The following is a 20,956-nucleotide window of genomic DNA, read 5'->3' as shown; positions in this document are numbered from 1 at the left end:
ATACTGCATTCCATCACTCCGGAGAATTCGTGCAAGGTGGGCACGATCGTACGTAACGCCGTAGCGATCCCAGAGAAGATCCTCGATCTCCTGTGGTGTCCACGGCTGACCGTCTTCGAGGAGTTCAAAGAATTCGTCAAACTGTTCAGGGGAGAGCTTCGCGGGACGGCCGCCCGCGAAGCTCGGCCGAAGTCCATCGATCCCACCTTCGTTCCAGGCTTTGAGCCAGCGTCCGCCGGTTGGTTGGGACGCACCGACACGTCGTGCAGCCATTTTGTCGGTGTCGCCGAAAGAGACGTTCTTGATGAAACAGAGTCGCCGGACGAGACGAGTCTCGTCCGCCTTCTGGGCTTCATTGATCGCTTCATCAAGCTGTTGTTCCGACAAATGCTCCACCATCTCAGTCCGACGAACTCTCTTCATCAGAGCCTATAGGCGCCCTGGAGATACAAACATAGCGCCGACCACTCTCGCGTTCTGAGGACGTCGTAAACGACGGGATTCTCTCCTTGTAGCGGAAAGAGATCAGCGAGGAGACACCAAGAACCACGCCTCACGTACCATCGACGCGGTCCTCGAGTTCCTGACCCACCGCCTTCCCGTCCGCAAACGAACCCAACGGCTGAGTTCGTGGAGAAACCCCACCCTCAACGAGCGACGTCGTCAGACTGAGTGAAGTATGTGGGGCTGTTGACCCACGGGCCGCTACCGATTTGGGTGGTGAAACGAACAGTTGAGATATGAGTCATGACAGTACCCGAGAACGGATTCGATATAGATCAGTTCACCAGAGGAAGAAATGACCGCAGCCAACTACCCACCGGATTGGGACGACCGACGACAGCGCGTCTATCAACGTGATAACTACACCTGTCAATTATGTGGTTGACAAGGAGGACCACACGGGAGCCTCGAACTCCATGCACATCACCGTGTGCCAATCTCTCGAGGAGGATCTCACGACCTCACGAACTTAGTGACGTTGTGCCGACGGTGCCACAATACCCAACACGATCACGACATCACCAGGTCGTCCCAGCCAGGATCCTCGGCTGGAACTGAGATTGTTGAGTGGATTTTCTTTCCCCTCTTCTATCATATCGGTGCACCGCTACTATTCGTCTTCGTGTATCTCTACGCTGTCGGGACAGTGGTCAATATCGTCGGCGGAATCCACACGATCGTAACAGTCGGAGCGCTGGTCGCTGCGGGCGTCGCTGGCGGTATTGTCGGGTTGAAGTGGGCCAGAATCGTCATTAAAGGATACGGGCTCGTCGCTGCACTCGTTCTGTTCGGTCACTATATGGGAGATACAACGAGTGAGGGTGAGAGCCTCGATTCGATACTTGCTGCCCACTCCCTACTCGAGGTCGTCCTGGTGTTGCCATTTGTGCTCTTTGGGTTTATCGGTCCACTCGTAATCGTTATCGGATCTTTGATAATAGAGAGGGTATCTAGCTAACTGCACTGTCTATATAATGGTTTTGAACTGATAGGTGATAGTGAACAGTGCCAATACAACTCGTCAACCTGCTTAGATAAGTAATCGTAATTATACATGTGTGTACGCTACTGGTACGTATGAAACGGTTGCCAGTTGAGTGGCAATACCCTTGCGACGAACGTGGCGTTCGAGTACGGGGAAATACGGGCCAGCGATCACATCGGTAACGACTTCGTGCGTTCGTACCGCCGAGATGGGCCCGTCTTCCAGCCGACCCAGACACCGAGAATGAACCAGCCAAACGGAGACAGATGAAACAACACGAGTTGTGCGACCCTGAAGAGGGCGTTCGCAAGAATACATCCGGACTCGAGGGCAAGTAGTATCGCCCAAAGTGCCCACTGCCGGGAGTTCGGTTTTGGGATCGCATCGATCGGATCGGCAACTGTCGTCAGGTACGGTCCACTCACTGCGGTCGGTTACTGTCCGCAAAGCGGTCGTTTCACCATCGTTCCAAAATCGTCTCCGGCGTGTCCGTTTCATGCCATTTCACACACAGCGTTCAGGAGCCAGCACCCGAATAGTATCAGGTAACGAGAGGTAACACACTCTGTCAAAAAGTACCGACACGCCGACGGCCAGAACCGTCCCACCGATCAGCGGCGAGCAATGTCATAGACAGTTTCCCGATGTCAAGTACCACGATCAGCGCTCGTCGTCCGGATAGATACTGGCTGTGCGTGACAGGGACACAGCCGCCGCCCGGTTATTTAAGTTGGGACCGTTTCGAGAGGTATGCGAGAGAGTCCCACGACAGACGGCAGTTCTAGACGGGGTTTCCTCGGATCGGCGGCAGCTGTCGGCCTGGCTGCCCTTGCAGGCTGTCTCGGTAGTCCCGACATTCTCGATCGCGAGTCGGACGATAAACCGGCTGTAACCAACGGTCTACCGACGGCTGACCGATCGCTTCCCCAGGAGTACACGGTCGAAGAACTGAACGATGCGATCCTGCCCGGTGGACCAGGTCAAGACGGGATTCCCTCGGTCGACGATCCGCAGTTCGCTTCGGCCGACGATCCACCGGAAAACCTAGACGGTGGCGATCCGATCTTTGGCGTCGTGCTGAACGGCGATACGAAGGCCTATCCACAGTACAATCTCGTGTGGCACGAAATCGTCAACGACGTAGTCGGTGGCGAGTCGGTCGCGGTGACGTACTGCCCGTTGACCGGGACGGCACAGGGGTTCTACCGCGGCGAGAACGAACTCGGCGTCTCCGGCCGGTTGATCAACAGCAATCTCGTCATGTTCGACCGCGAAACGGAGACGTGGTGGCCCCAGATACTCGCGTTGGGTATCCGCGGCCCACACGAAGGCGAGTACGTAGAGGAGTTTCAGGTGAACTGGACGAGCTGGGATCGCTGGCGCGAACAGTATCCGGAGACGGTCGTCCTCACCGAAGACACCGGTCACATTCGAAACTACGGCGACGATCCCTACGGGGAATACAATCCTCGGAGTGGGTACTACGAAAACGAGAATACACTGTTCAGCCCGCTGGCGACCGACGACCGCTTCCGGATGAAAGCGGTCGTCATCGGAGCCCGGAACGCCGATGGCGCGATGGCCGTCCCCAAGGACAGCTTGCGCGAGCAGGCGGTCGTCGAAGGGACGATGAGTGAAACGCCGTACGTGACCGTCTACGACGAGGTGCTCGATACGGGTTACGTGTATCGAAACCCGGAAGAAAGATCGGTCGAGGCGGACGGTGGGAGTGTTGTCGTCGACGGTGACCCGTACGATCCGGACGCACTCCCTCTCGAGTGCGAAATCGGTTTCGACGCGATGTGGTTCGCCTGGTACGGCTACTATCCGTCGACGGTGGTCCACGAATGAGCACGATCGACCGACTGGCGGGGCGGCTGAATCCCCGATTACGGATCGAAGAAACGAGAGCCGCGATGTTGCTCGTCGTCCGTCGGTACGACTCGCTGGCGACCGCGACCATCGTGACGATCGGCTACCTCGTCGCGTTCCTCTGGGCCGTCGGCGACCTCGCAGTTCGACCCGACGTGGCGGCCGGTCTGATCGTGGTCGACGATCCGCTAGGTCGACTATTCGACCGAACTGGCCCCGCATCGTTCGAGGCCGTTGCCATGGTCGACACTGGATTCGTTCGAATCCTCGTCTCGCCGATGAACGTGGCTATCGGACTTCTCCTCGCCACCCTCGTCGGTATCAATCTCGGCCTGACCTATCTCGCGGTCGTGCAGCCGTCAGCCTGTGGAATCAGTGCCGGATCCGGTCTACTCGCGTCATTTCCGGCACTGCTGTCCGGAACGGTCTGTTGTGGACCCGTCGTTCTGATCGCTCTGGGGATACAGGCGAGTGGACTCCTCTTGACGATGTTCGCGTGGCTGTTACCGGCAGGTATCCTTCTGTTGCTTCTAAGCGTCGCGTACGTCGCCGGAACGATCGACACAACGGGAGTAACGACGTGAGATCAGTACTCGTGACTGGAACCGGGCCAGGGGTTCGGCGTTCGACAATCCCTTCGATAGCTCGAGTGGAGTCCGTCTGACTCGCGGCCGTCCCTTCGATTTCACGGATACAGCCAGACGAAAGAGATTCGACAATTCGGGGACTCCGACTGAACCGAGTAACGGATTGGCTCTCGAAGCTGTTCGAATATTGGCAGCCTCTACGTCATTGCACACCCAATCGTGATAGTCCACCTGGAGACCGATCTGGTTGAGCGGTCTCCGGGCGATGGCTGCGAGCGGTGTGTGAATCGTTTCAGTCGTTAGTCATACGTCCCAGGTGGTTGTGCAAGCCGTATACCAAACCGAGATACCGTTACCTCCAACAGTGCCCCATGATATCGTATGGCATCTGAAACAGCCACACCGACGGACACGCGAACACAGACGGGACTGGAACCGTGGCAAGCCGGCCTCACCGGTGGCTTAGCCGGCGGTCTCATATTCGGCGTGATGATGACGATGCAGATGGAGATGATCGTGGAGATGGCGATCCCGGGGATGTACGGCCTCGGTCCGTCGCTCGCCGTCGGGTGGGCGATCCACATGTTCCACTCGGTCGTTCTCGGCGTCGTCTTCGCTCTCGTGTTACAGACGACGAGAGTTGGGGACCGACTCGGTAGCAACCTCACCATCGCCGTTGCGGGGCTAGCCTACGGAGTCGTGCTCTGGGTCGTCCTGGCGTCGTTCGTCATGCCGGCGTGGGTCGGTGCGATGACGGAGATGGCCCCGCCCGTACCCGACTGGAACGGTCAGAGCCTGATGGGACACGCCGTCTACGGCGTCATTCTGGGACTGCTGTACGCGTTGCTCGCGCGATGACCTGGTGATCGATTGCGTTGTAATTCAGTCCAGTGACGGCCGTCGGTCGACGTCCCGAGGTCACTCGATCTTCGGAATTTCGACGGCCCCACGGACTCAGCCGCTTCGTAGGTCGCATCGACAGGGGCGATATCTCGAGGACCCGACGCCGTCCGTTCCGTATCAGCTCCGCTGCGGACCCAGTATCCGTACTAGTCGAGCTCTTCGACGACCTCGTCGCCCGGTGCACCCCTAACCTCCATTCCGACGTCGCCGATAACGCCGTCGGCGATGTACAGTAGTCGAAGAACACGTCTATACCACTGCCAGCCAAAATACTGCTGTGCCATCCCATTCGACCTATCGCGCCGAAATCGAGGCGCTACACGAGTTTTTCGTCGACTGGTACAGCGGAGCGCTGGACCGTGATGCGTTCACCAGACTCGAAAGAACACTCGCACCCGATTTCGAACTGGTGACTCCTGACGGTAATCGCCGCGACCGGGCAGCCGTCGTGTCCGGAATCCACGAGGATTACGGCCGAGACGACGAAGGGACGTTTTCGATCGATATTCGAAACGTCGAGGTCGTCGAACAGATGGACGACTTCGCGGTGGTGCGATACGAGGAGTTCCAGGAGACGACTGACGGAACGACCGGCCGAATCAGTACGGCGCTCTTCCGAGACGATCCGTCGGCTCCAGGCGGCGTTGTCTGGCTCGACCTTCACGATACCTGGCTCGACGACAGCTCCAAATGAGACGTCATATGGAACGCTTTCAGAACACGAGGTAACCGGACTGGGACTGGTGGTGGAAACTGTGGCCAACTCCCGGTGAGACACTCCGCCAGCGTGGTCTCTCGACAGGGGATACCCTCGTTGAAATCGGAAGCGGCAACAGGTATTTTAGTCGACGCTCTTGCGACGGAGATTGTTGACAGGGAGAGTTGCGACTGAAAGTCGAAGAGGACAAGGACACCGCGCCAGCGGAGTCTGTGTTGGTTAAAAACTGGACCAGGATCGTCAGATATCGTCCGGGACAACGGTGAAACCGAGCGTTCGGAAATCACTACGGCCAAACGTGAAAACGTGATCTATACCGCGATCAACAGCGAGTACTGCACTCGAGTGGTCGACAAATGAGATCTGCTGATCATCGTACTTAGCAAATTGTTCACAACTCCTGTCAAACGCACTCCCACCTACCGGTAGAACGTTGAAAGAACGGGCAGTTCGAATGGTTTCAAGTGCATTCACCGCTGCTCGGTGACTAACTTTCCGGAGTATGAGTGTCGCAAGTTCCGAAAGCACGTACTGACTCGTAAACAAGGGGTCAAACCGGAGGGTTCCCGACCGAATCCCATCGAAAACGGCAGTCGCTCGTTCATGCTCCGTAGCCCGTTCGTTAAACCGGGCGAAGAATGCGGCAGTATCGATAAATAACGGCTCGGGTGCAGGTGCCATTCGAAACCTCTAGCTGTAGAGGACGTCGTCGATATCCTCAGCACTCATCTCTTCACCAGGGTAGGTTTCTGCTTCCCAGAAGGAATCATCCGGATCAACATGCTGGACAACGTGTGTTTCCTCCTCGAGGCTCCAGACGAGCGACGTCCCGACTTTCTTGCAACTAACTTTCCCTTGATCCTCGAGCCTGCGTAGTCGCTGGTCGGCATTCTGCCGTGTTACACCAACCTCCTCTGCAATCTCCGACGTCCCAGCTGGCTCCCGGTTAGCAACAGCTGCAAGATACTCCCGGTCACTATGTTCAGTCTGGAAGTGTCCACGGTTGTCCCGGTCATTCTCGCTCATAGCAAAAGGTATTCTCTCGACCGCCTTGACGGTTTGCTCTGGAGCAACCCGAAAGTAATTTTGAGTCGAAGAACAACTCTTTGTGTCCGGCTGTGACTCGGTTTGTCCACCAGTATGAGTTGGCACCAGGGCGGTCGCGGGGTTTCGACGGGCAATCCTATAGTAACAACTGAAACGATGTCCACACCAATCGCCGATCCGTCTGGCGATCGGGTGTGCAAGACCTGCAGTGGCTACTATCGATGACACACAGCCGACTCGGATTTATTACGGCAGACGACGATTTTGACCTGTGACTACGTTCGTCGTCGTCGGTGGAGACGCCGCCGGCATGTCCGCTGCGAGTAAAGCGAAACGCGAGGACTCCGATCTCGAGGTGGTCGTCTTCGAGAAGGGACAGTGGGTATCCTACGGCGCCTGCGGGCTTCCGTACTACATCAAAGGCGAAATTCAGTCGCTCGAGGACCTCGTCTCGGTGACGCCGGAAGAGTTCCGCGAGGAACGGGACATCGATCTGCGGACGGGCCACGAGATCGTCGCGATCGATCCCGACGAGAACACGGTCACGGCTGAACACGATGGTAGCAAGACGGTCCAGTCGTACGACCAGTTGCTGATTGCGACGGGATCGGAATCGGTGGTGCCGCCGATCGACGGAACAGCGCTGGAGGGAGTCCACACACTCGGATCGATGAGCGACGGGAAGGAACTCCGCGAGTACGTCGCGAGAGCACGAGACGGGGGCACGCTCCAGCAGCCCGACAGGGGCCCCGCGTGCCGATACCTCGAGGACTGCGCCGGTCCCGTCGGCATCGTCGGCGGCGGCTACATCGGTGTCGAGATGGCCGAAGCACTGGCCGCGAACGGATTCGAAGTCAATCTCTTCCAGCGCGGCGATCGTGTCTTGAAGGGGTTCAGCGATGCGACGAGTGACGCAGTTGCGGACCATCTTCGAGAGCAGGACGTCGTGGTACACCTCGGAGCCGACGTGCAGACGCTTTCGGGTGACGAACGCGTCGAAGCCGTCGTCACCGACGACGAGCAGATCGACGTCGAGATGGTCCTGCTCGGAACCGGCGTTCGACCACGAACGGCGCTCGCCGAGGACGCTGGCATCGAACTCGGTGAGACCGGTGCAATCGAGACGGATTCGTATCGGGAGACGAGCGTTCCCGACGTGTATGCGGCGGGCGACTGCGCCGAATCGACCCACGTCGTCACGGGCGAACCGGCGTACGTCCCGCTCGCGCTGACCGCCAACCGTCACGGTCGGGCGATCGGCCAGACCGTCACCGGACGACCGACCGAAGGGGGGAAGATAGCTGGCACGGCGGCCGTCAAAGCGTTCGACATCGAGGCAGCACGGACCGGGATGCTCGACCACGAGGAGGCTCGAGCGGCCGGCTTCGATCCGGTGAGCGAAACTGTCACGGCGAAATCCCGCGCCGGCTACTATCCGGAAGGCGGGACGGTTACGATCACGCTGATCGCAGATCGTGAGACGGGACGCGTCCTCGGGGCGAGCCTCGTCAGCGAGTATGGTGAGGGGGCCGTCCACCGCAGCCACGCGATCGTCGGCGCGCTCACGGAAGCAGCGACCGTCTCCGACCTCGAGAACTACGATCTCGCGTACGCGCCGCCGTTCAACACCACGTGGGATCCCGTTCTCGTCGCCGCGAAGGTACTCTCCGGAAAATTGCGCTAACGCGATACGTACTCATATTTGAACGCCGCCGTCGTCCAGACAGAAGTCGTACTACTGGAGCACGACGACGTTGCCCATCCCGCGCCGCTCGCGGTCGAGCAGCCCGCGGGACTCGAGGCTGCTAAGCGTTCGGCTCACCGTCGCCTTCGAGAGGTCGGTTCGCTCGACGATATCGCGCTGGGGAATCTCGCCCCCAGCCTCCAGTGCCGTCTCATACACGACCCGCTCGGTGTCAGCCAGCCCCGCTGCTGTCTCCTCCCAACTCTCCCGTCGACGCTCTTTGTCGACGGCGTCGGCCCCGTCGTCGCCAGCTTCGGGACCGCTGTGTGTCGCGCCGTCAGAACGGCGGGCATCGAGCGCGAGAAACGTCGCCGACGCACTGAGCACAGCCGCGGAGACGGCGACGACGGCGACGTCCCGATAGGCGAAGTAGTAGCCGACCGTCTCGACGGCGGTGTCATCGCCGCCGGCTGCGACGACGAGTTCGGGCGGATTCAACAGCTGTACCCCGAGGGCGAACGTGGAAGCGACAAGCACAACGGCAGCGATCAGTCTGCCGTCTCGGAGGGCGTTTAGGAACATGTTAGCTGAGGACTTCGAGCTGGAAGATTCGGTCGACGACCTCCGCATCAAGGTCGACGACGACACGATATTCGGCATCGGCATCAACGGGTTCGACGATGACGAGCGCACGGTGCTCGTGGAACTGCGGCCCGACCCGCTCCAGCGTGATTGAGCTGTCAGCGACCGCAGCCGGACGGAACTCAGGGGTCGTACTGGCAGCGCTGTCGGCTGAGGGATTCGGACGGCGAAGCTGGCTGTCGACGGGGTCGTCGGTCCGCAACGGCACGACGTCGACGGTCACTCCGTCGGCTGTTCGAAGCATCTCCGCGAGGGCCGGATTCGAGACGGCGACCCGGGCGGCGGTCTCGCGTTGGGATTCAGTCAACGCTTCAGTCTCGTTCGGTTGGGTCGTAACCGCCAGTAGACCGCCCTTATCGGCGACGGCAAGCTGTTCTGCATCGCCGACATCGGCTATTGGCGTCCGGTGGCCGTCGGCGTCAACGAACGCAACAGCCCCGTCCTCGACGGTGACTTCACCAGCCGTCGCTGTCGAGAGATCATCCGCGAGACCGGCGACAGTGGCAAACCCGGCGAGGCTGACGCCAAGGACGACAAGCGAAGCCACGAGCGCGAGCCGGGGGAGGGAAGCCGGCACCATCGTGTTGATATGGTCTCCAGCGCCGATATGAAAACACCGGTTCGAGGCGGGATGAAACGCCTGAAACGTCAGCAAAACGCGTTTCGAACGCGTTTCACACCACTTTCCAACGGGAATTAAAGAGGTGTTTCTGCCAAGGTCCGGATGCGGCGGTTTGCCCAGTCGTCGACGCGAGGCGACGGGTGGACTGCTGCCCTGAACTACTCTACCATGCACCGAGACTATCGATACACCGTCTACGTGCTCGCCCTTACGGCGCTCGTGACCCTCGCAACGGTGGGGCTCGCAGCCGCCGGGAGCGCGAACACGTCCGTTCCCGCTGACGCATCGCTTTCGAACGCCGACATCGAGGTCGTCGACCACGACGACGCGCTCGACGACGAGGAGACCGACGATCTCCTCGAACTCGTCCGTGATATCGAAGCCCTCCAGGAACACTTCGACGGCGTCGACGCCCTCCAGGCAGACGTCTATCAAGCACAGGCACTCGACGACGGCAAGTTCGTCGCCATCGAAGACGAATACGATGTCCGCCTCGCGCCGTCCGACGACGACCGCCTCCCGCGTGCGTCGCTGTCTATCGACCTCGGTGAACGCGCGCTTGTCATCGACGATACGGTCGCGCCGCTTGGTGACGTGACCACGACCGTCGAGGACGACGGCCTGCTGACCGACGAGGAAGCCGAGCAGCTCACGGAGACGCTACTCGACGACGATGACATCGCCTACAACGTCCAGACGCAACTTGACGAACCCGAATCCGTCGAGGTAGCAGTCACCGACCGCGACGGCGACGAAGTCGGGGCTGAACTGACCGCCGGCGAGAACGGCACCACAATCTTCGCCACCGTGGCTCTTGAAGAGGAGACCGTTCGCAGCCATCACGTCGAGATGGAATTCGAGATAGACGATGACAACGCAGCCGACTCCGACGAGGAAGCGTTCGCAATCGAAATCAAAAACGGAGATGACGACGGTGAGCACAGTGACGAAGGCGACGAGACGCAAATGACGGCTGAAGAGGTTGAGTCAGTGGACTTTGACGTCATCGAGAGGGACGACGACTTCGGCGGCAACGGCGAGTTCTACATCGAAATCACAGACGACGAAGAAAATACGGACTGAACGCTCCCGTTGACGCAATTCACGCTAAAAGCTCCTCTTATGGAATCGCCCTCCATTCATACGGATTACTGTAGCGATTTACCGGTGAGACCGCCGTCCGGGTCGCGGTCTCACCGGAAATGATCTACAGTAAACCGTATCAGTCCTCCCAAGACTGTCGGGCGCCACGCCGAACACCAGCCGTTTGAGGACGGTTAGTTGCGTCAAGCGCGGCCGAGATCCCCTACGTCGCGTTCGTTACGAACCGCGGGAGAGAGCCGTTTTCAGAGTGAGAATACAGTGGTCGCGTTTTACCGTCGTCAAGTGTGAAATGGCGTTTCAGGGGGTTGGGATGGACGAAGCCACGCAAGAAGACATCGAAAAAGCTATTCAGAACCTCGAGAGCGGAGACGACGATACAGACGAGGAGTCAGACGATATTATCGTCGCTGACGATCACGAGCAGGCGAGCGGCCGAGATCAATGACGTCAGAGTTGTCGGCGGCGCTGTTTTAACGAGCTATGTCCCTCGGGTACACTGGGAGACGGCGTTTCGATGACATCCTCGCCCGGCGTAAACAGTCGTTGCCGAACCAAAATGTAGAACAAACTGAAACAGATTGCTTCGTCACTTTCGGTGACGGAGTAATTGATCCAGTGAGTGGAGGTGCGGTTGAGAGAGCGAAGGAGCGCCGCTCGTCGGCGCTCCGTAGCGTTATCACTCATTGGGTGCTTCCTAACCGATTAGCTCGGTCGTCTGGAGTGGAGTTCTATCCGTAGTCGGTTGGAAGAACAAATTCCTGGAAGATCTTCGTTGAGATCGGTGGCTTCCCTGGAATTGTACCATCTGTGACGATAACATTCGCTAAAACCCAGAGATTGTACAGTGCAACCGCAAACAGAAAGTAGAACAGTCGCACCGAGAACGTCGGCGACGTCGTTCTCGGAAGAAAGTCACCGATCTGCCGGTATGAGGTTTCAATCCCCCATCGGCGGCGGAATGCTGCCGCGTACGCTCGTGCTGCTTCTGGCTCTATCTCTCGGTTTGTGACAAACCACACGTGTTCGTCCTCTTTCGACCGGTGTGGGACAGCAAAGACTGTTACAGGAACTGATGCGGTCGGTTTCCGTTTGCGTTGCATGAGATAGTCATCGACGACCGTCTCAGCGTCGGCGCTGAGACGGTCTTTCATCCCTTTACTCGGACGCGCACGAATGATGTAATCGACGTCGAGTTGTTCCAGTTCCGCGACAACGTGAACCTGATAGAAGCCACGGTCAAGATAGACGTGTCTGAGCGAGATGTACTGCTGGGCGGTCTCCAGCAGCGTTCGAACGGCTTCGCGCTTGGCGCGAAAGCCGTTCTCTTCGAGCGGAAGTACAGCAAGCGTAAATCGTGTTCCAGGTGCCACAATACAGAGAGTCGCAAAACAGTACGTTCGAGTCGTTCCTTGATCCGGGTAGGTGGTGAGAACGTGATCTGTGTCGGCTGCACCGTAGAACCGCCATTCGTGAAGATCGATCGCGACATCGACACAGTTCGGTAACAGCCGACGTTTCCGAAGAATCTCGAAGAGATCGTCGCGGACGCCATCGAACTGCTCGTCGATGGCGTCCGCTTCCAGATTCCGAAGATGGTAGAGAAGTGACTTTGCAAGCGAATTGCGAGCCGTTGACGTGATGTCAACTGGTTCCTTGTGATCTAACTGGTACGTTTTCCCGCCTGTATTGGCGAACTCTTGATCAAAAGCGATCCGAGAGAGGACTTCGAGAAAGTCCTCTCTCGTGTACTTTCCACACGACTTGATGTCAAAGTCGAGTTCTGGGTAGACAAGAGTTGATGCGGCACGACAGACCTGTTTTGCTTCGGTTGTCTTGACCATAGACAACCTCACCAGCAGTGTCGTGAATTAGGTTCGACGTCTACTGTAAACGGCGGGATTCTCTCGCTGCTTAAAGATAGTTCGGCGAAACCCCAGGCAGGATGTACCCTGCACAAGGGCTGATGCTAGCAAGGGGCGGGGATTTGTCGTGGAACACCCGGTATGGCAGATGTGACACGAACCCGCCACACAAATCCTTGATCCCAAGAAGTGAGTGTTTGTTGGTTGATTCAATTATTGAATATAGTTTCCTATGATTATTTTGATTGGGAACAGGCTCGAAGTGGCTTCGTCGATTATGTCATACAAAGAACCAATATTACGATGTGAGAACGACGAGATGACGTATCCCCCTGTCGGCAACGACAGGTGCTACCTCACCCAAGTGGGTGTACATAGTGGGTTAGACGCTGTTCTCGCGAAATCGGACGACGTCGACATCGACCGGAAGCGTCTCGAAGTCGTCATCAGCACCGGTGATGAGTGTCGCATCGCTCTCGTGGGCGAGTGTAACGCCATGTGCGTCCGCAAACGAAATGTGACCGTCCGCCTTCACCTCGGCGGCAAGCCGCCAGTCAGCTCGTTCGATGCTAATTCCCCACCGCTCGAGCGCACGGAGATCTCGATCAGCAGTGCGAAGCGAGTCTGTCGTTGGTTTGTCGTCAATTCCTTCGAAGCGTGCAACGAGATAGAGTACTTCACCAGCGTTAGTTTCTGCCAGCAGCCCTTCGACAACCCCATCACGAACGTCTCGAAGATACGCTTCGACGACGCTTCGACCAGGCTCGTCGTAGAGATACGCGATGATCGCTTCAGTGTCAAAGACGTATCGGTCGCTCATTCATCCTCCGAGTCAGCCGGTCGGAGTCGGTCAGCACGGACCTCTTCACGCCGGCGTTCCTCATGTTTCAGTTCGCGAACCCGGTCGAGCACGTCGCCACGCTTGTGGTCGGTGTCGGCGTGAATCCCGCCTAGCTCTTCGAGTGACGGGATTGGTTCGACGATGATTCGGTCGTCGTCCTCGTAAATGAACACCTCTCCAGGGGTGTCGATCCCGAACTTCTCTCGGAGCGTCTTCGGGATCGTTGTCTGTCCCTTCTGCGAGACACGTACGACCTCTGGGTCTCGAGTACTACCCGACATGTTATGTTGTACTATGAACTCAGAGTACTACTAACTGTCGGTGAAAAAACTCTCCCGGCTCATCAACGTCCTCACTCGGGGAATCTGACGCTGCTGGGGAGCCATCTCCCTCATCGAGAGAAGAAAGATCCATCTGATCGTGGACATCTTGAAATAGATGATCGAAGAATGGACCCTGTGTCCGGCCAAAGTCAACGCTGGCTCGAGCGCGTCGGTGATCACCATTTGGAACAGAGACGTGACCCAATCGAGAACGTCTGTTATCGATGGTCTCAAGAGGTTATCCAAATAGCTCTTTGAGAAGGAGCGATACTGATGGAGATTCCCGACAACCTGCGATGTCTGTTCAGTGCTCGTGTGATCGAAGAGCGCGATTCGTACATTCTCGAAATTCCCGACCGCGAGATTGAAACTGGAAACCTCCAAGAGGGCGAAAAGTACCGCGTCGCACTACTTGGAACAGAACCCACACCGACAGAGGACAGTACTCAGAGACGAGCGGTGGAGGGTCCAGAGCCACCTGTTGAGGAAGGCGAAAACCGCACTGTGGATATCGAAGGTATCGGGGAGCAAGGAGATGGTATTGCTCGCGTCGAACGAGGGTATGTGATCATCGTCCCCGAGACAGAGAAAGGAGAACGGGTGACCATCGAAATCACTGATGTGAAAGAAACCGTCGGCTTCGGTGAAGTTGTCGAACGAGAGGACTACTACCTGTGAACCAGACCTCAATCGCCTAAGTTAGTCGTGAATACCCATCGCGGCGATTTGCTCTTGATACCGATTTCGAATCGTGACTTCAGTTACCTGCGCGACGTCAGCGACTTCACGCTGGGTCTTTTTCTTATTACAAAGAAGCGCACCAGCATAGATGGCAGCTGCGGCATACCCTGTTGGCGATTTCCCCGATAACATCCCTTTCTCGGCAGTCGTATCGATGATTTCGTTGGCCTTCGATTGTACTTCGTCGGGAAGTTCGAGTTCAGAGCAAAAGCGGGGGACGTATTTTTTTGGATCGACGGGTTGCATCTCGAGACCCAGTTCCTTCGAGATGTATCGATACGTGCGACCGATCTCCATTCGGTCAACCCGTGAGACGGCCGCAATCTCATCTAAGGATCGTGGGATTCCTTCCATCCGACAGGCTGCGTACAACGTGCTCGTGGCCACACCTTCGATCGAGCGTCCCCGGATGAGATCCTCCTCGAGTGCACGTCGATAGAGGACGCTTGCAACCTCCCGGACAGAGCGGGGAACGCCCAGAGCAGAGGCCATCCGATCGGTCTCAGAGAGCGCAAACTGGAGGTTTCGCTCGCCAGCGTCCTTTGTTCGGATCCGCTCTTGCCATTTCCGCAGTCGATTCATCTGACTGCGTTTCTCGGAGGAGAGAGACCGTCCATAGGCGTCCTGGTTTTTCCAGTCGATCGTCGTCGTCAGTCCCTTATCGTGCATCGTCTGCGTCGTCGGTGCACCAACGCGTGATTTAGAGTCACGTTCAGCCGCGTTGAACGCCCGCCATTCCGGCCCTCGGTCGATCGTCTCCTCTTCTAAAATCAGTCCACAGTCCTCACAGCTAATTTCACTCCCATCTGCACTTCTCGTGAGCGACGTTGACTCACATTCAGGACAGCTTCGAACGCCCTCTTGTCCAGTGGTTTCGTGCTCTGTTTCAGTATCGCGCTCTTTCTGGCGGGGAAGGCGTTCCATTGACTAGAGTAAATTGCCCTATCGAGTTAAGCGCTGGGTACGACCGTGAGACGGGAATTGTGCGAAAGGCCGGCAGCAAAACGCTCGTCGGCCGTGAACAGCCTGGAACCTGGAGGTGCGTGGAGCGGTGGGTAGTGGGCGATCAGGCACCAATCTCGGGTTTGCACGTTGGGTATCCTATAATTTGAGTCGACAGATCGGTAGAAGAGTCGCTGCTGAACAGGTATGCCGATGCTGGTCTCGCACCCGACCACGTTGACGGTGCACCTATCGATGCGAAAATGCGAGCAGTTCCCTCGGGTAGTGATCAATTCAACATTCCGTGCATCGGGAAAATCAGTTAGCAGACACCCTCTCGTAGCTGTTTGAGCGATAGATACGTCATTCACACTACGTGAAAAGCTGAGTAATGATGTGACGAACTCGTCAATGGCGAAGCTATTGTGGTGTCGGGAATAATAAAAAAGTTGCTAGTTTTAACAGGTTTTAATCTTGTGTATATACTACAATTATCCTCAACTCACAATTGTTTTTCGACGTCGTGATATTTGCATGGAGTGGCACTTTCTTGGAAGCTGAGTTTCCCGATTTCCCCGAGTATCTGATTGCCTCCTTTTGATTACGATCGAGCGTCAACTCGACTATTCGGACAGCACTGCTAGGAAAGTGATTTCATACACTAAAGGTGTGGGTCAACCGCTCCACAACTCATCGATGAGTAGGCGACAGATGACAGTGAATCTTGTATAATTACAACATTACTATAACACACCACGAACAGACACATAAATATTCAAATAATTCTCAGTAGCGATGCTGAAGTCATTATTATATGTTCGATGACAAGCATTTGGGCATATCGGAGATATACACGGAAACCAACTGTTCACGACGGGGTGATACCGCATCGGCCTTCTCTTGACCTCCTCCCGCGCCTGAAGACGCGGGAATCCCACCATGTGATTTCAGGCCCAGCGTTGTGGCCTGTTGGTTTCAAGACGCATACGTTCCACACGTCTTCTGCTGGGTTTCAGCATCGGTGTGGCTGTCTTGTGGCCCGGTCAAAGAGGCCCCATCCGTAGCCGAGTCATCGTCACCGGCCTTCTGCCGGGAAACTCGGTCGCTTCGGCGGTGACTCTCTCCACTACGGTAGCGGTCTGCAATGTTTATCGCCCCGTTCACGTCGGCCTGATATTCTGTGACCCAACAGCCGCCGTTCGAGCATCTGAACGTCGCCTGTCGTGGCCGGTAGCCGTGTTCATCGCAAGCGTGGCACGCCTTCGACGTGTTCCGGGGATTCACCGTCTCGACGGGAATCCCCTTCTCGGCGGCTTTGTAGCGAATCTGTGCGTGGAGCTTGGCAAATCCCCACCCGTGCAACCGCCGATTCATGTACTCGCCGTAGTCCATGTTCTCGCGGATGTACGTCAGGTCTTCCAGTACCAACACTGGATTCTCGACAGACTCGGCGTACTCCACGACCTCGCGGGTTACACGGTGGAACACATCGTCAATCTGGTCCCACAGTGCGTCACCGTAGGACTCTACGATCCGCTCACTGCCGCGCTTCTGAAGGCGTCTCTTGGCGGTGAAGTAGGTTTTGCGGAGCCGACGAACGGTCTTACCGTCGTCGGTCCACAGTCGGGGGCGAACAGGAGAACCGCTCTCGTCGCGGTGACACACCGTGACGAGACTCGCTTCTCCGATGTCTACACCAATCGGCGTCTGTTCGTTGTCGGACGCCGCAGATTGGTCCTCTACGTCGCGGGTGGCGGTGATATGGAGATACCACGTTCCGTCCCGCTCGAACAGCCGACTCTCACCCATCTCGGCGGCGTCTGCGTACACCGCTTCGAGCCAATCCCGCTGTTCGGGATTGGCGCATGCCGGAATCCAGAGGTGGTAATCTTCGTGGTGCGGGACTTTGACGTACCACTCGATAGCGTTCTGTGGCTGATGGTCAAGTTGCAGTCCCTCGTTGGTGAACCGAACCGGATGGTCGTCGTGAAGCTCGTTGGCGTCGTAGCTGTTCCCACAGAGTTGTGGGACGTACTTCTTGAGGGCGTTTTTCGCGTAGCCGCTCAGGTCGTACTCGACAACCACGTCGTTGGCCGCTGACTGTGTGTCACAGCCAGCGTCGAAGGCGGCCTGAAGCGCCCGCTGGTACGCGTCGCGTGTCTCGCGAAGTTTCTGTCGCTTGTGAGCGTTGGGGGCTACAAGCTTCAGTTCGAGGGTTTTCGTGAGTTCGCCCATCGTCGCCGTATGAGCATTTCGGTTGTGCTCGATATATAGCTCAGCCATCCGGAGTGGAAGTGAACCCGTGGGAAATCCGGCACTGCAATAGAACGGTGCTTGCCACACTATGGTGTCCGCTCGACCCCCGCCTGTTCGCTCCTCGGTTCTGACAGAGCGTCGGAACACTCGTCACTCACGGGAAGGCGGGGGTATGCGCTCGTATCTCTATCAGGCGTGTATCGTCGAGCCGTTGACCCGTTTCGGACTGGTTGCTACGGTGGGCCATCTGAAGATTAACGTTTGTGGTCGATAATCAAATGGTAGTGAGCAAAGCGCCAGCAAAGCAACGAGCGGACGAGACGTTTACGAGCGGCCACTCCGGCCGAATCCTGTTCGTCGTTACTCTCGGAACGCTTTGTGGACAACTCGGCTTTCTCGTCCTCCCACCGTTGCTCCCCGAGATCATCACGACGCTCTCGATTTCCGAGGCAAGGGCGGGATTCGCACTAAGCGTACTCGCCTCCTGTACGGCGGCATTCCGGTATCCAGGGGGTCGGATCTCCGACGACCTCTCGAGAACGACCGCGATCGTCCTCGGTCTCCTTTCGCTGATCGTCGGCTACGGCCTTCTCGCCACTGCCACAAGATACCTGACGTTTCTGCTCGGCGTGTCGTTCGTCGGAATCGGACTCGGAATCTACGTCCCCGCAGGGTTCGCCCAGCTTTCGGACGTCTTCGAGCGCAAACGGGGGCGCGCGTTCGGGTTGAACGATGCGGCCGTGAGCCTGGCCGGCGTGTTCGCATCCGGGTTCGCCGCCGTTTCGATCGCGATCGCAACCTGGCGGTACGCGTTCGCGCCGATTCTGATCGGCCTCGCGGTCGTTACCGTACTGTACAGCGGCTGGAGCAGCGAACCGCACACGATCCAGAAACCAACGCTCGAGATTTGGCCGACGCTGCGCCGAATTGCACTGACCCCGGGGCTTCGATCGGCGATTCTCGTCGCGGGCCTGTTCATGTTCGTCTGGAACGGCACGATCAGCTTCCTTCCGATCGTCCTCGAGGCCGATCGGGGGCTCTCTCGCGGCGCGAGTAACGTGGCCTACGCCGCGGTGTTCGCCGTCGGCGTTCTCGCCACGCCGCTTTCGGGCTACTGTGGCGACCGCATCGGGTCACTCCCCACCGTTGTCACCGCGATCGGAAGCGGTCTCGTCGGTCTCGCGGTGCTCCTATTTTCTTCGTCGACCGTCGGCGTCGCTGTCGGAATACTGCTTCTCGCCGTTGGACTGACCGGATTCTGGCCCCCGATGTCGTCGTATCTCATCACGGCGTTTCCCGAGGAGCACAAGGGAGGGGACTACGGCGTCGTCGGAACGGTATACATGGCGTTCGGAAGCCTCGGCCCCGCCTACGTCGGAATCGTGGGCGGCCACTCGGGGTACACAGCGGCCTACGGCGGATTTCTCCTCGTGCTCGTCGGCTGTCTGCTCGTCGCCTCGTGGCTCACCCTCGAGCGGTACCAACGGTTACGCCCGGCGTAGACCTGCCAAGACGCCACACTCAGCGTAGACGTACCGAGAACGCTACGCCCTGCGCGCCACGTCGAGAACGCAGGGCAACTGGGGGCTCTAGCGCTCACTCGAGGCGATCGACGTCGTAGAGCGTCCGCTGGAAGGTCTGATCGAGTCCACAGGTCAGTCCGCCGTCGACCGCGAGTTCGGTTCCGCTCACGAAGCGTGCAAGGTCGCTTGAGAGGTAGAGAACGGCGTTCGCGACGTCTTCCGGCGTCCCGAACTCCCCCATCGGGTACTGATCGAGGAGTTGCTCGCGGAACTCGTCGTCCCAGTCGGCGGCGCGTTGCTCGCGTCGGGAGTCGGTGACGATCGTCCCCGGACAGACGGCGTTCGATCGGATGCCGTACCGTCCGTACTGGGTCGCGACGAGGCGCGAAAAGGCGTGTAATCCGTTTTTCGCGGCCGAATACGCCGGGAGACCGATGCCGGTGAGTGCGTTCGCCGACGAGACGAAGACGATCGAGCCGCCACCCGACTCGACCATCGCCGGCAACACCTCGTGCGTACAGATGTACGGTCCGGTCAGGTTCAGATCGACGATCTGCTTCCAGCTTTCGGGATCTACCGCGTGGGCGACGTCGTCGTCGAGCGATCCGCCGGCGTTGTTTACGAGTACGTCGATCGATCCGAACGCCTCTATCGTCTCGTCAACCATCGACCGGACGGACGCCGTCTCCGTGACGTCGGTCTCGACGAACAGCGCCGATTCGCCGCCATCTTCGATCAGAGAGACGGTCTCCGATGCGTTCTCCGCGTCGATATCCGCGGCGACGACGTCAGCACCTTCCGCCGCGAGCGTCGTCGCGATCTCCCGTCCGATCCCCTTGGCCGCACCCGTAACGATAGCTGTCTGGCCCTCGAGTACCCGGTCGTCCATATACTGATATCAGTTGCCGTAGCTCCATCAAGTAGGTTTCCCTGTCGGACCGACACGTCGAATGTCTTATGGGGGTTGTCGGTGAGGTCGACGTATGTTCGGGTTCGAAGAGAGCTATCGGTCCGTGTCGTGGGCGATGAGGCCAGCGAACGACATTCGTGCGATCGGCTCCCAGGATGGGTCCGTGTTGGTCGTTCCCGTCGGGAGCGTCGAACAACACGGCTATCACCTCCCCGTCGGGACGGACACGATCCTCGCGACGGCCGTCTCCTCGGCGAGCGCCGACGCCGTCGACGACGTTCCGATACTCGTGACGCCGCCGATCTGGTGTGGCTACTCGCCCCATCACCGATCGCTCGGCGGGACGCTCACGGCCGCGTTCGATCAGCTTCTCGCCCACACGCAGAGCATCGTCGAGGCCGGTCTGGCGAACGGATTCGACGCGGTCGTCCTCGTCAACGGCCACGGCGGAAACCGGGCGCTCGTCGGCGCAGTCGTCAGCGAAGTGGGCTACGCGAATCCGGACAGTCAGGTGCTCGGGTTCACCTACTTCGACCTCGCGACCGATCTCGTCGAGGAGATTCGAGACAGCGATCTCGGCGGCATGGCCCACGGCGGTGAGTTCGAGACGTCGCTCGTGTTCCACCTGGATCCCTCGCTCGTCGATCGAGACGCCATGGACGCCGAACCGTTCGACGAACCGTACGATCTCGGAGACGAGGACCTCGTCCAGCCGGGGCCACTCGGGGTCTACCGGCCGTTCGAGGAGTACTCCGAATCGGGTGCGATCGGTGCCCCCGAACGCGCCTCCGCAGAAAAAGGCGAGGTGCTCTTCGAGTATCTCACGGACGAGATCGCCGACCTCTTCGAAGCGATCCACGTCCAGAATCGGTAATCGGCTACCTCGAGCG

General features: G+C 58.2%; 23 protein-coding genes and 2 pseudogenes. 13 read left to right on the top strand and 12 right to left on the bottom strand.

What is annotated here, in order from left to right; all coding sequences use genetic code 11:
- Nucleotides 1–399: helix-turn-helix domain-containing protein (locus FYC77_RS12630; protein WP_162354526.1), on the bottom strand; the 399-nt coding region annotated here is incomplete at its 3' end.
- A 520-nt stretch (nt 400–919) separates the two neighbouring features.
- On the opposite strand from FYC77_RS12630, the pseudogene FYC77_RS20910 reads away from it, so the two are divergent.
- The 5 genes and pseudogenes from FYC77_RS20910 to FYC77_RS12610 all read left to right on the top strand — a co-directional run.
- A pseudogene (locus FYC77_RS20910) lies at nt 920–1,003 on the top strand (HNH endonuclease); the annotation flags it as partial.
- 123 nt (nt 1,004–1,126) lie between these two features.
- Nucleotides 1,127–1,462: a hypothetical protein gene (locus FYC77_RS20725; protein WP_238386937.1), complete on the top strand. Its 336-nt coding sequence runs from the start codon at nt 1,127–1,129 to the stop codon at nt 1,460–1,462.
- A gap of 777 nt (nt 1,463–2,239) precedes the next feature.
- On the top strand, nt 2,240–3,340 hold the full coding sequence (locus FYC77_RS12620; protein ID WP_149081852.1) for a DUF3179 domain-containing protein: 1,101 nt from the start codon (nt 2,240–2,242) through the stop codon (nt 3,338–3,340).
- Nucleotides 3,337–3,945, top strand: a complete 609-nt coding sequence (locus tag FYC77_RS12615; RefSeq protein WP_149081851.1) for a hypothetical protein — start codon at nt 3,337–3,339, stop codon at nt 3,943–3,945. The genes FYC77_RS12620 and FYC77_RS12615 overlap by 4 nt, the downstream gene beginning before the upstream one ends.
- A 384-nt stretch (nt 3,946–4,329) precedes the next feature.
- A complete protein-coding gene (locus FYC77_RS12610) occupies nt 4,330–4,806 on the top strand; it encodes a DUF6789 family protein (protein WP_149081850.1) in 477 nt (158 codons plus the stop codon).
- Nucleotides 4,807–4,997: 191 nt separating this feature from the next.
- On the opposite strand, the gene FYC77_RS20175 is transcribed toward FYC77_RS12610, so the two are convergent.
- Nucleotides 4,998–5,135 (bottom strand): hypothetical protein, encoded by a 138-nt coding sequence (locus FYC77_RS20175; protein ID WP_162354525.1) that lies wholly within the window; start codon nt 5,133–5,135, stop codon nt 4,998–5,000.
- Here FYC77_RS20175 and FYC77_RS12605 point away from each other — a divergent pair.
- Both FYC77_RS12605 and FYC77_RS21045 read left to right on the top strand, forming a co-directional pair.
- The gene (locus FYC77_RS12605) at nt 5,129–5,545 is read left to right on the top strand and encodes a DUF4440 domain-containing protein (protein ID WP_149081849.1); all 417 of its coding nucleotides are present in this window, start codon (nt 5,129–5,131) and stop codon (nt 5,543–5,545) included. The two genes, FYC77_RS20175 and FYC77_RS12605, sit on opposite strands and share 7 nt — an antisense overlap.
- An 8-nt stretch (nt 5,546–5,553) precedes the next feature.
- Nucleotides 5,554–5,697 (top strand): annotated as a pseudogene (locus FYC77_RS21045) (class I SAM-dependent methyltransferase); the annotation flags it as partial.
- 112 nt (nt 5,698–5,809) lie between these two features.
- On the opposite strand, the gene FYC77_RS12595 reads toward FYC77_RS21045, so the two are convergent.
- Nucleotides 5,810–6,250 (bottom strand): type II toxin-antitoxin system VapC family toxin, encoded by a 441-nt coding sequence (locus FYC77_RS12595; protein WP_149081848.1) that lies wholly within the window; start codon nt 6,248–6,250, stop codon nt 5,810–5,812.
- Between the two features lie 9 nt (nt 6,251–6,259).
- Complete coding sequence (locus FYC77_RS12590) at nt 6,260–6,595, bottom strand: winged helix-turn-helix domain-containing protein (protein WP_149081847.1); 336 nt, start codon at nt 6,593–6,595, stop codon at nt 6,260–6,262.
- 292 nt (nt 6,596–6,887) lie between these two features.
- Between FYC77_RS12590 and FYC77_RS12585 the strand changes: the two genes are divergently transcribed.
- The gene (locus tag FYC77_RS12585) at nt 6,888–8,300 is read left to right on the top strand and encodes an FAD-dependent oxidoreductase (RefSeq protein WP_149081846.1); all 1,413 of its coding nucleotides are present in this window, start codon (nt 6,888–6,890) and stop codon (nt 8,298–8,300) included.
- 51 nt (nt 8,301–8,351) lie between these two features.
- On the opposite strand, the gene FYC77_RS12580 is transcribed toward FYC77_RS12585, so the two are convergent.
- On the bottom strand, nt 8,352–8,882 hold the full coding sequence (locus FYC77_RS12580; protein ID WP_149081845.1) for a helix-turn-helix transcriptional regulator: 531 nt from the start codon (nt 8,880–8,882) through the stop codon (nt 8,352–8,354).
- Between the two features lies 1 nt (nt 8,883).
- A complete protein-coding gene (locus FYC77_RS12575) occupies nt 8,884–9,522 on the bottom strand; it encodes a hypothetical protein (RefSeq protein ID WP_149081844.1) in 639 nt (212 codons plus the stop codon).
- 210 nt (nt 9,523–9,732) lie between these two features.
- Here FYC77_RS12575 and FYC77_RS12570 point away from each other — a divergent pair, with 210 nt between their 5' ends.
- Nucleotides 9,733–10,647, top strand: a complete 915-nt coding sequence (locus FYC77_RS12570) for a hypothetical protein (protein ID WP_149081843.1) — start codon at nt 9,733–9,735, stop codon at nt 10,645–10,647.
- A 310-nt stretch (nt 10,648–10,957) separates the two neighbouring features.
- Complete coding sequence (locus FYC77_RS20170) at nt 10,958–11,113, top strand: hypothetical protein (RefSeq protein ID WP_162354524.1); 156 nt, start codon at nt 10,958–10,960, stop codon at nt 11,111–11,113.
- 283 nt (nt 11,114–11,396) lie between these two features.
- Here the strand turns inward: FYC77_RS20170 and FYC77_RS12565 are convergent, their stop codons facing one another.
- From FYC77_RS12565 to FYC77_RS12555, 3 genes are all read right to left on the bottom strand, one after another.
- Nucleotides 11,397–12,509: a transposase gene (locus tag FYC77_RS12565; protein WP_149081842.1), complete on the bottom strand. Its 1,113-nt coding sequence runs from the start codon at nt 12,507–12,509 to the stop codon at nt 11,397–11,399.
- 403 nt (nt 12,510–12,912) lie between these two features.
- Nucleotides 12,913–13,350, bottom strand: a complete 438-nt coding sequence (locus FYC77_RS12560; protein ID WP_149081841.1) for a PIN domain-containing protein — start codon at nt 13,348–13,350, stop codon at nt 12,913–12,915.
- On the bottom strand, nt 13,347–13,652 hold the full coding sequence (locus FYC77_RS12555; RefSeq protein ID WP_149081840.1) for an AbrB/MazE/SpoVT family DNA-binding domain-containing protein: 306 nt from the start codon (nt 13,650–13,652) through the stop codon (nt 13,347–13,349). The genes FYC77_RS12560 and FYC77_RS12555 overlap by 4 nt, the downstream gene beginning before the upstream one ends.
- 315 nt (nt 13,653–13,967) lie before the next feature.
- Here FYC77_RS12555 and FYC77_RS12545 point away from each other — a divergent pair, with 315 nt between their 5' ends.
- On the top strand, nt 13,968–14,372 hold the full coding sequence (locus FYC77_RS12545; protein ID WP_149081839.1) for a TRAM domain-containing protein: 405 nt from the start codon (nt 13,968–13,970) through the stop codon (nt 14,370–14,372).
- Between the two features lie 21 nt (nt 14,373–14,393).
- Here FYC77_RS12545 and FYC77_RS12540 read toward each other — a convergent pair whose 3' ends face one another.
- Both FYC77_RS12540 and FYC77_RS12535 read right to left on the bottom strand, forming a co-directional pair.
- On the bottom strand, nt 14,394–15,359 hold the full coding sequence (locus FYC77_RS12540) for a transcription initiation factor IIB (protein WP_149081838.1): 966 nt from the start codon (nt 15,357–15,359) through the stop codon (nt 14,394–14,396).
- A gap of 993 nt (nt 15,360–16,352) precedes the next feature.
- Nucleotides 16,353–17,612 carry an RNA-guided endonuclease InsQ/TnpB family protein gene (locus FYC77_RS12535; protein WP_149081837.1) on the bottom strand — a complete coding sequence of 420 codons (1,260 nt, stop codon included), beginning with the start codon at nt 17,610–17,612 and terminating at the stop codon, nt 16,353–16,355.
- A gap of 305 nt (nt 17,613–17,917) precedes the next feature.
- Here FYC77_RS12535 and FYC77_RS12530 point away from each other — a divergent pair, with 305 nt between their 5' ends.
- Nucleotides 17,918–19,135, top strand: coding sequence for an MFS transporter (locus FYC77_RS12530; protein ID WP_162354523.1), 1,218 nt, complete (start codon nt 17,918–17,920; stop codon nt 19,133–19,135).
- Between the two features lie 94 nt (nt 19,136–19,229).
- Here the strand turns inward: FYC77_RS12530 and FYC77_RS12525 are convergent, their stop codons facing one another.
- Entirely contained in the window at nt 19,230–20,045 is an 816-nt protein-coding gene (locus FYC77_RS12525; RefSeq protein WP_149081835.1) for an SDR family NAD(P)-dependent oxidoreductase, read from the bottom strand.
- Between the two features lie 94 nt (nt 20,046–20,139).
- Here FYC77_RS12525 and FYC77_RS12520 point away from each other — a divergent pair, with 94 nt between their 5' ends.
- The gene (locus tag FYC77_RS12520; protein WP_149081834.1) at nt 20,140–20,940 is read left to right on the top strand and encodes a creatininase family protein; all 801 of its coding nucleotides are present in this window, start codon (nt 20,140–20,142) and stop codon (nt 20,938–20,940) included.
- The last annotated feature ends 16 nt before the right edge of the window (nt 20,941–20,956 follow it).

It is taken from the genome of Natrialba swarupiae (assembly GCF_008245225.1).
Lineage (GTDB): Archaea > Halobacteriota > Halobacteria > Halobacteriales > Natrialbaceae > Natrarchaeobius > Natrarchaeobius swarupiae.
Note: the sequence above shows the minus strand (reverse complement) of the source record. Positions and strands in the feature narration are given on the sequence as shown.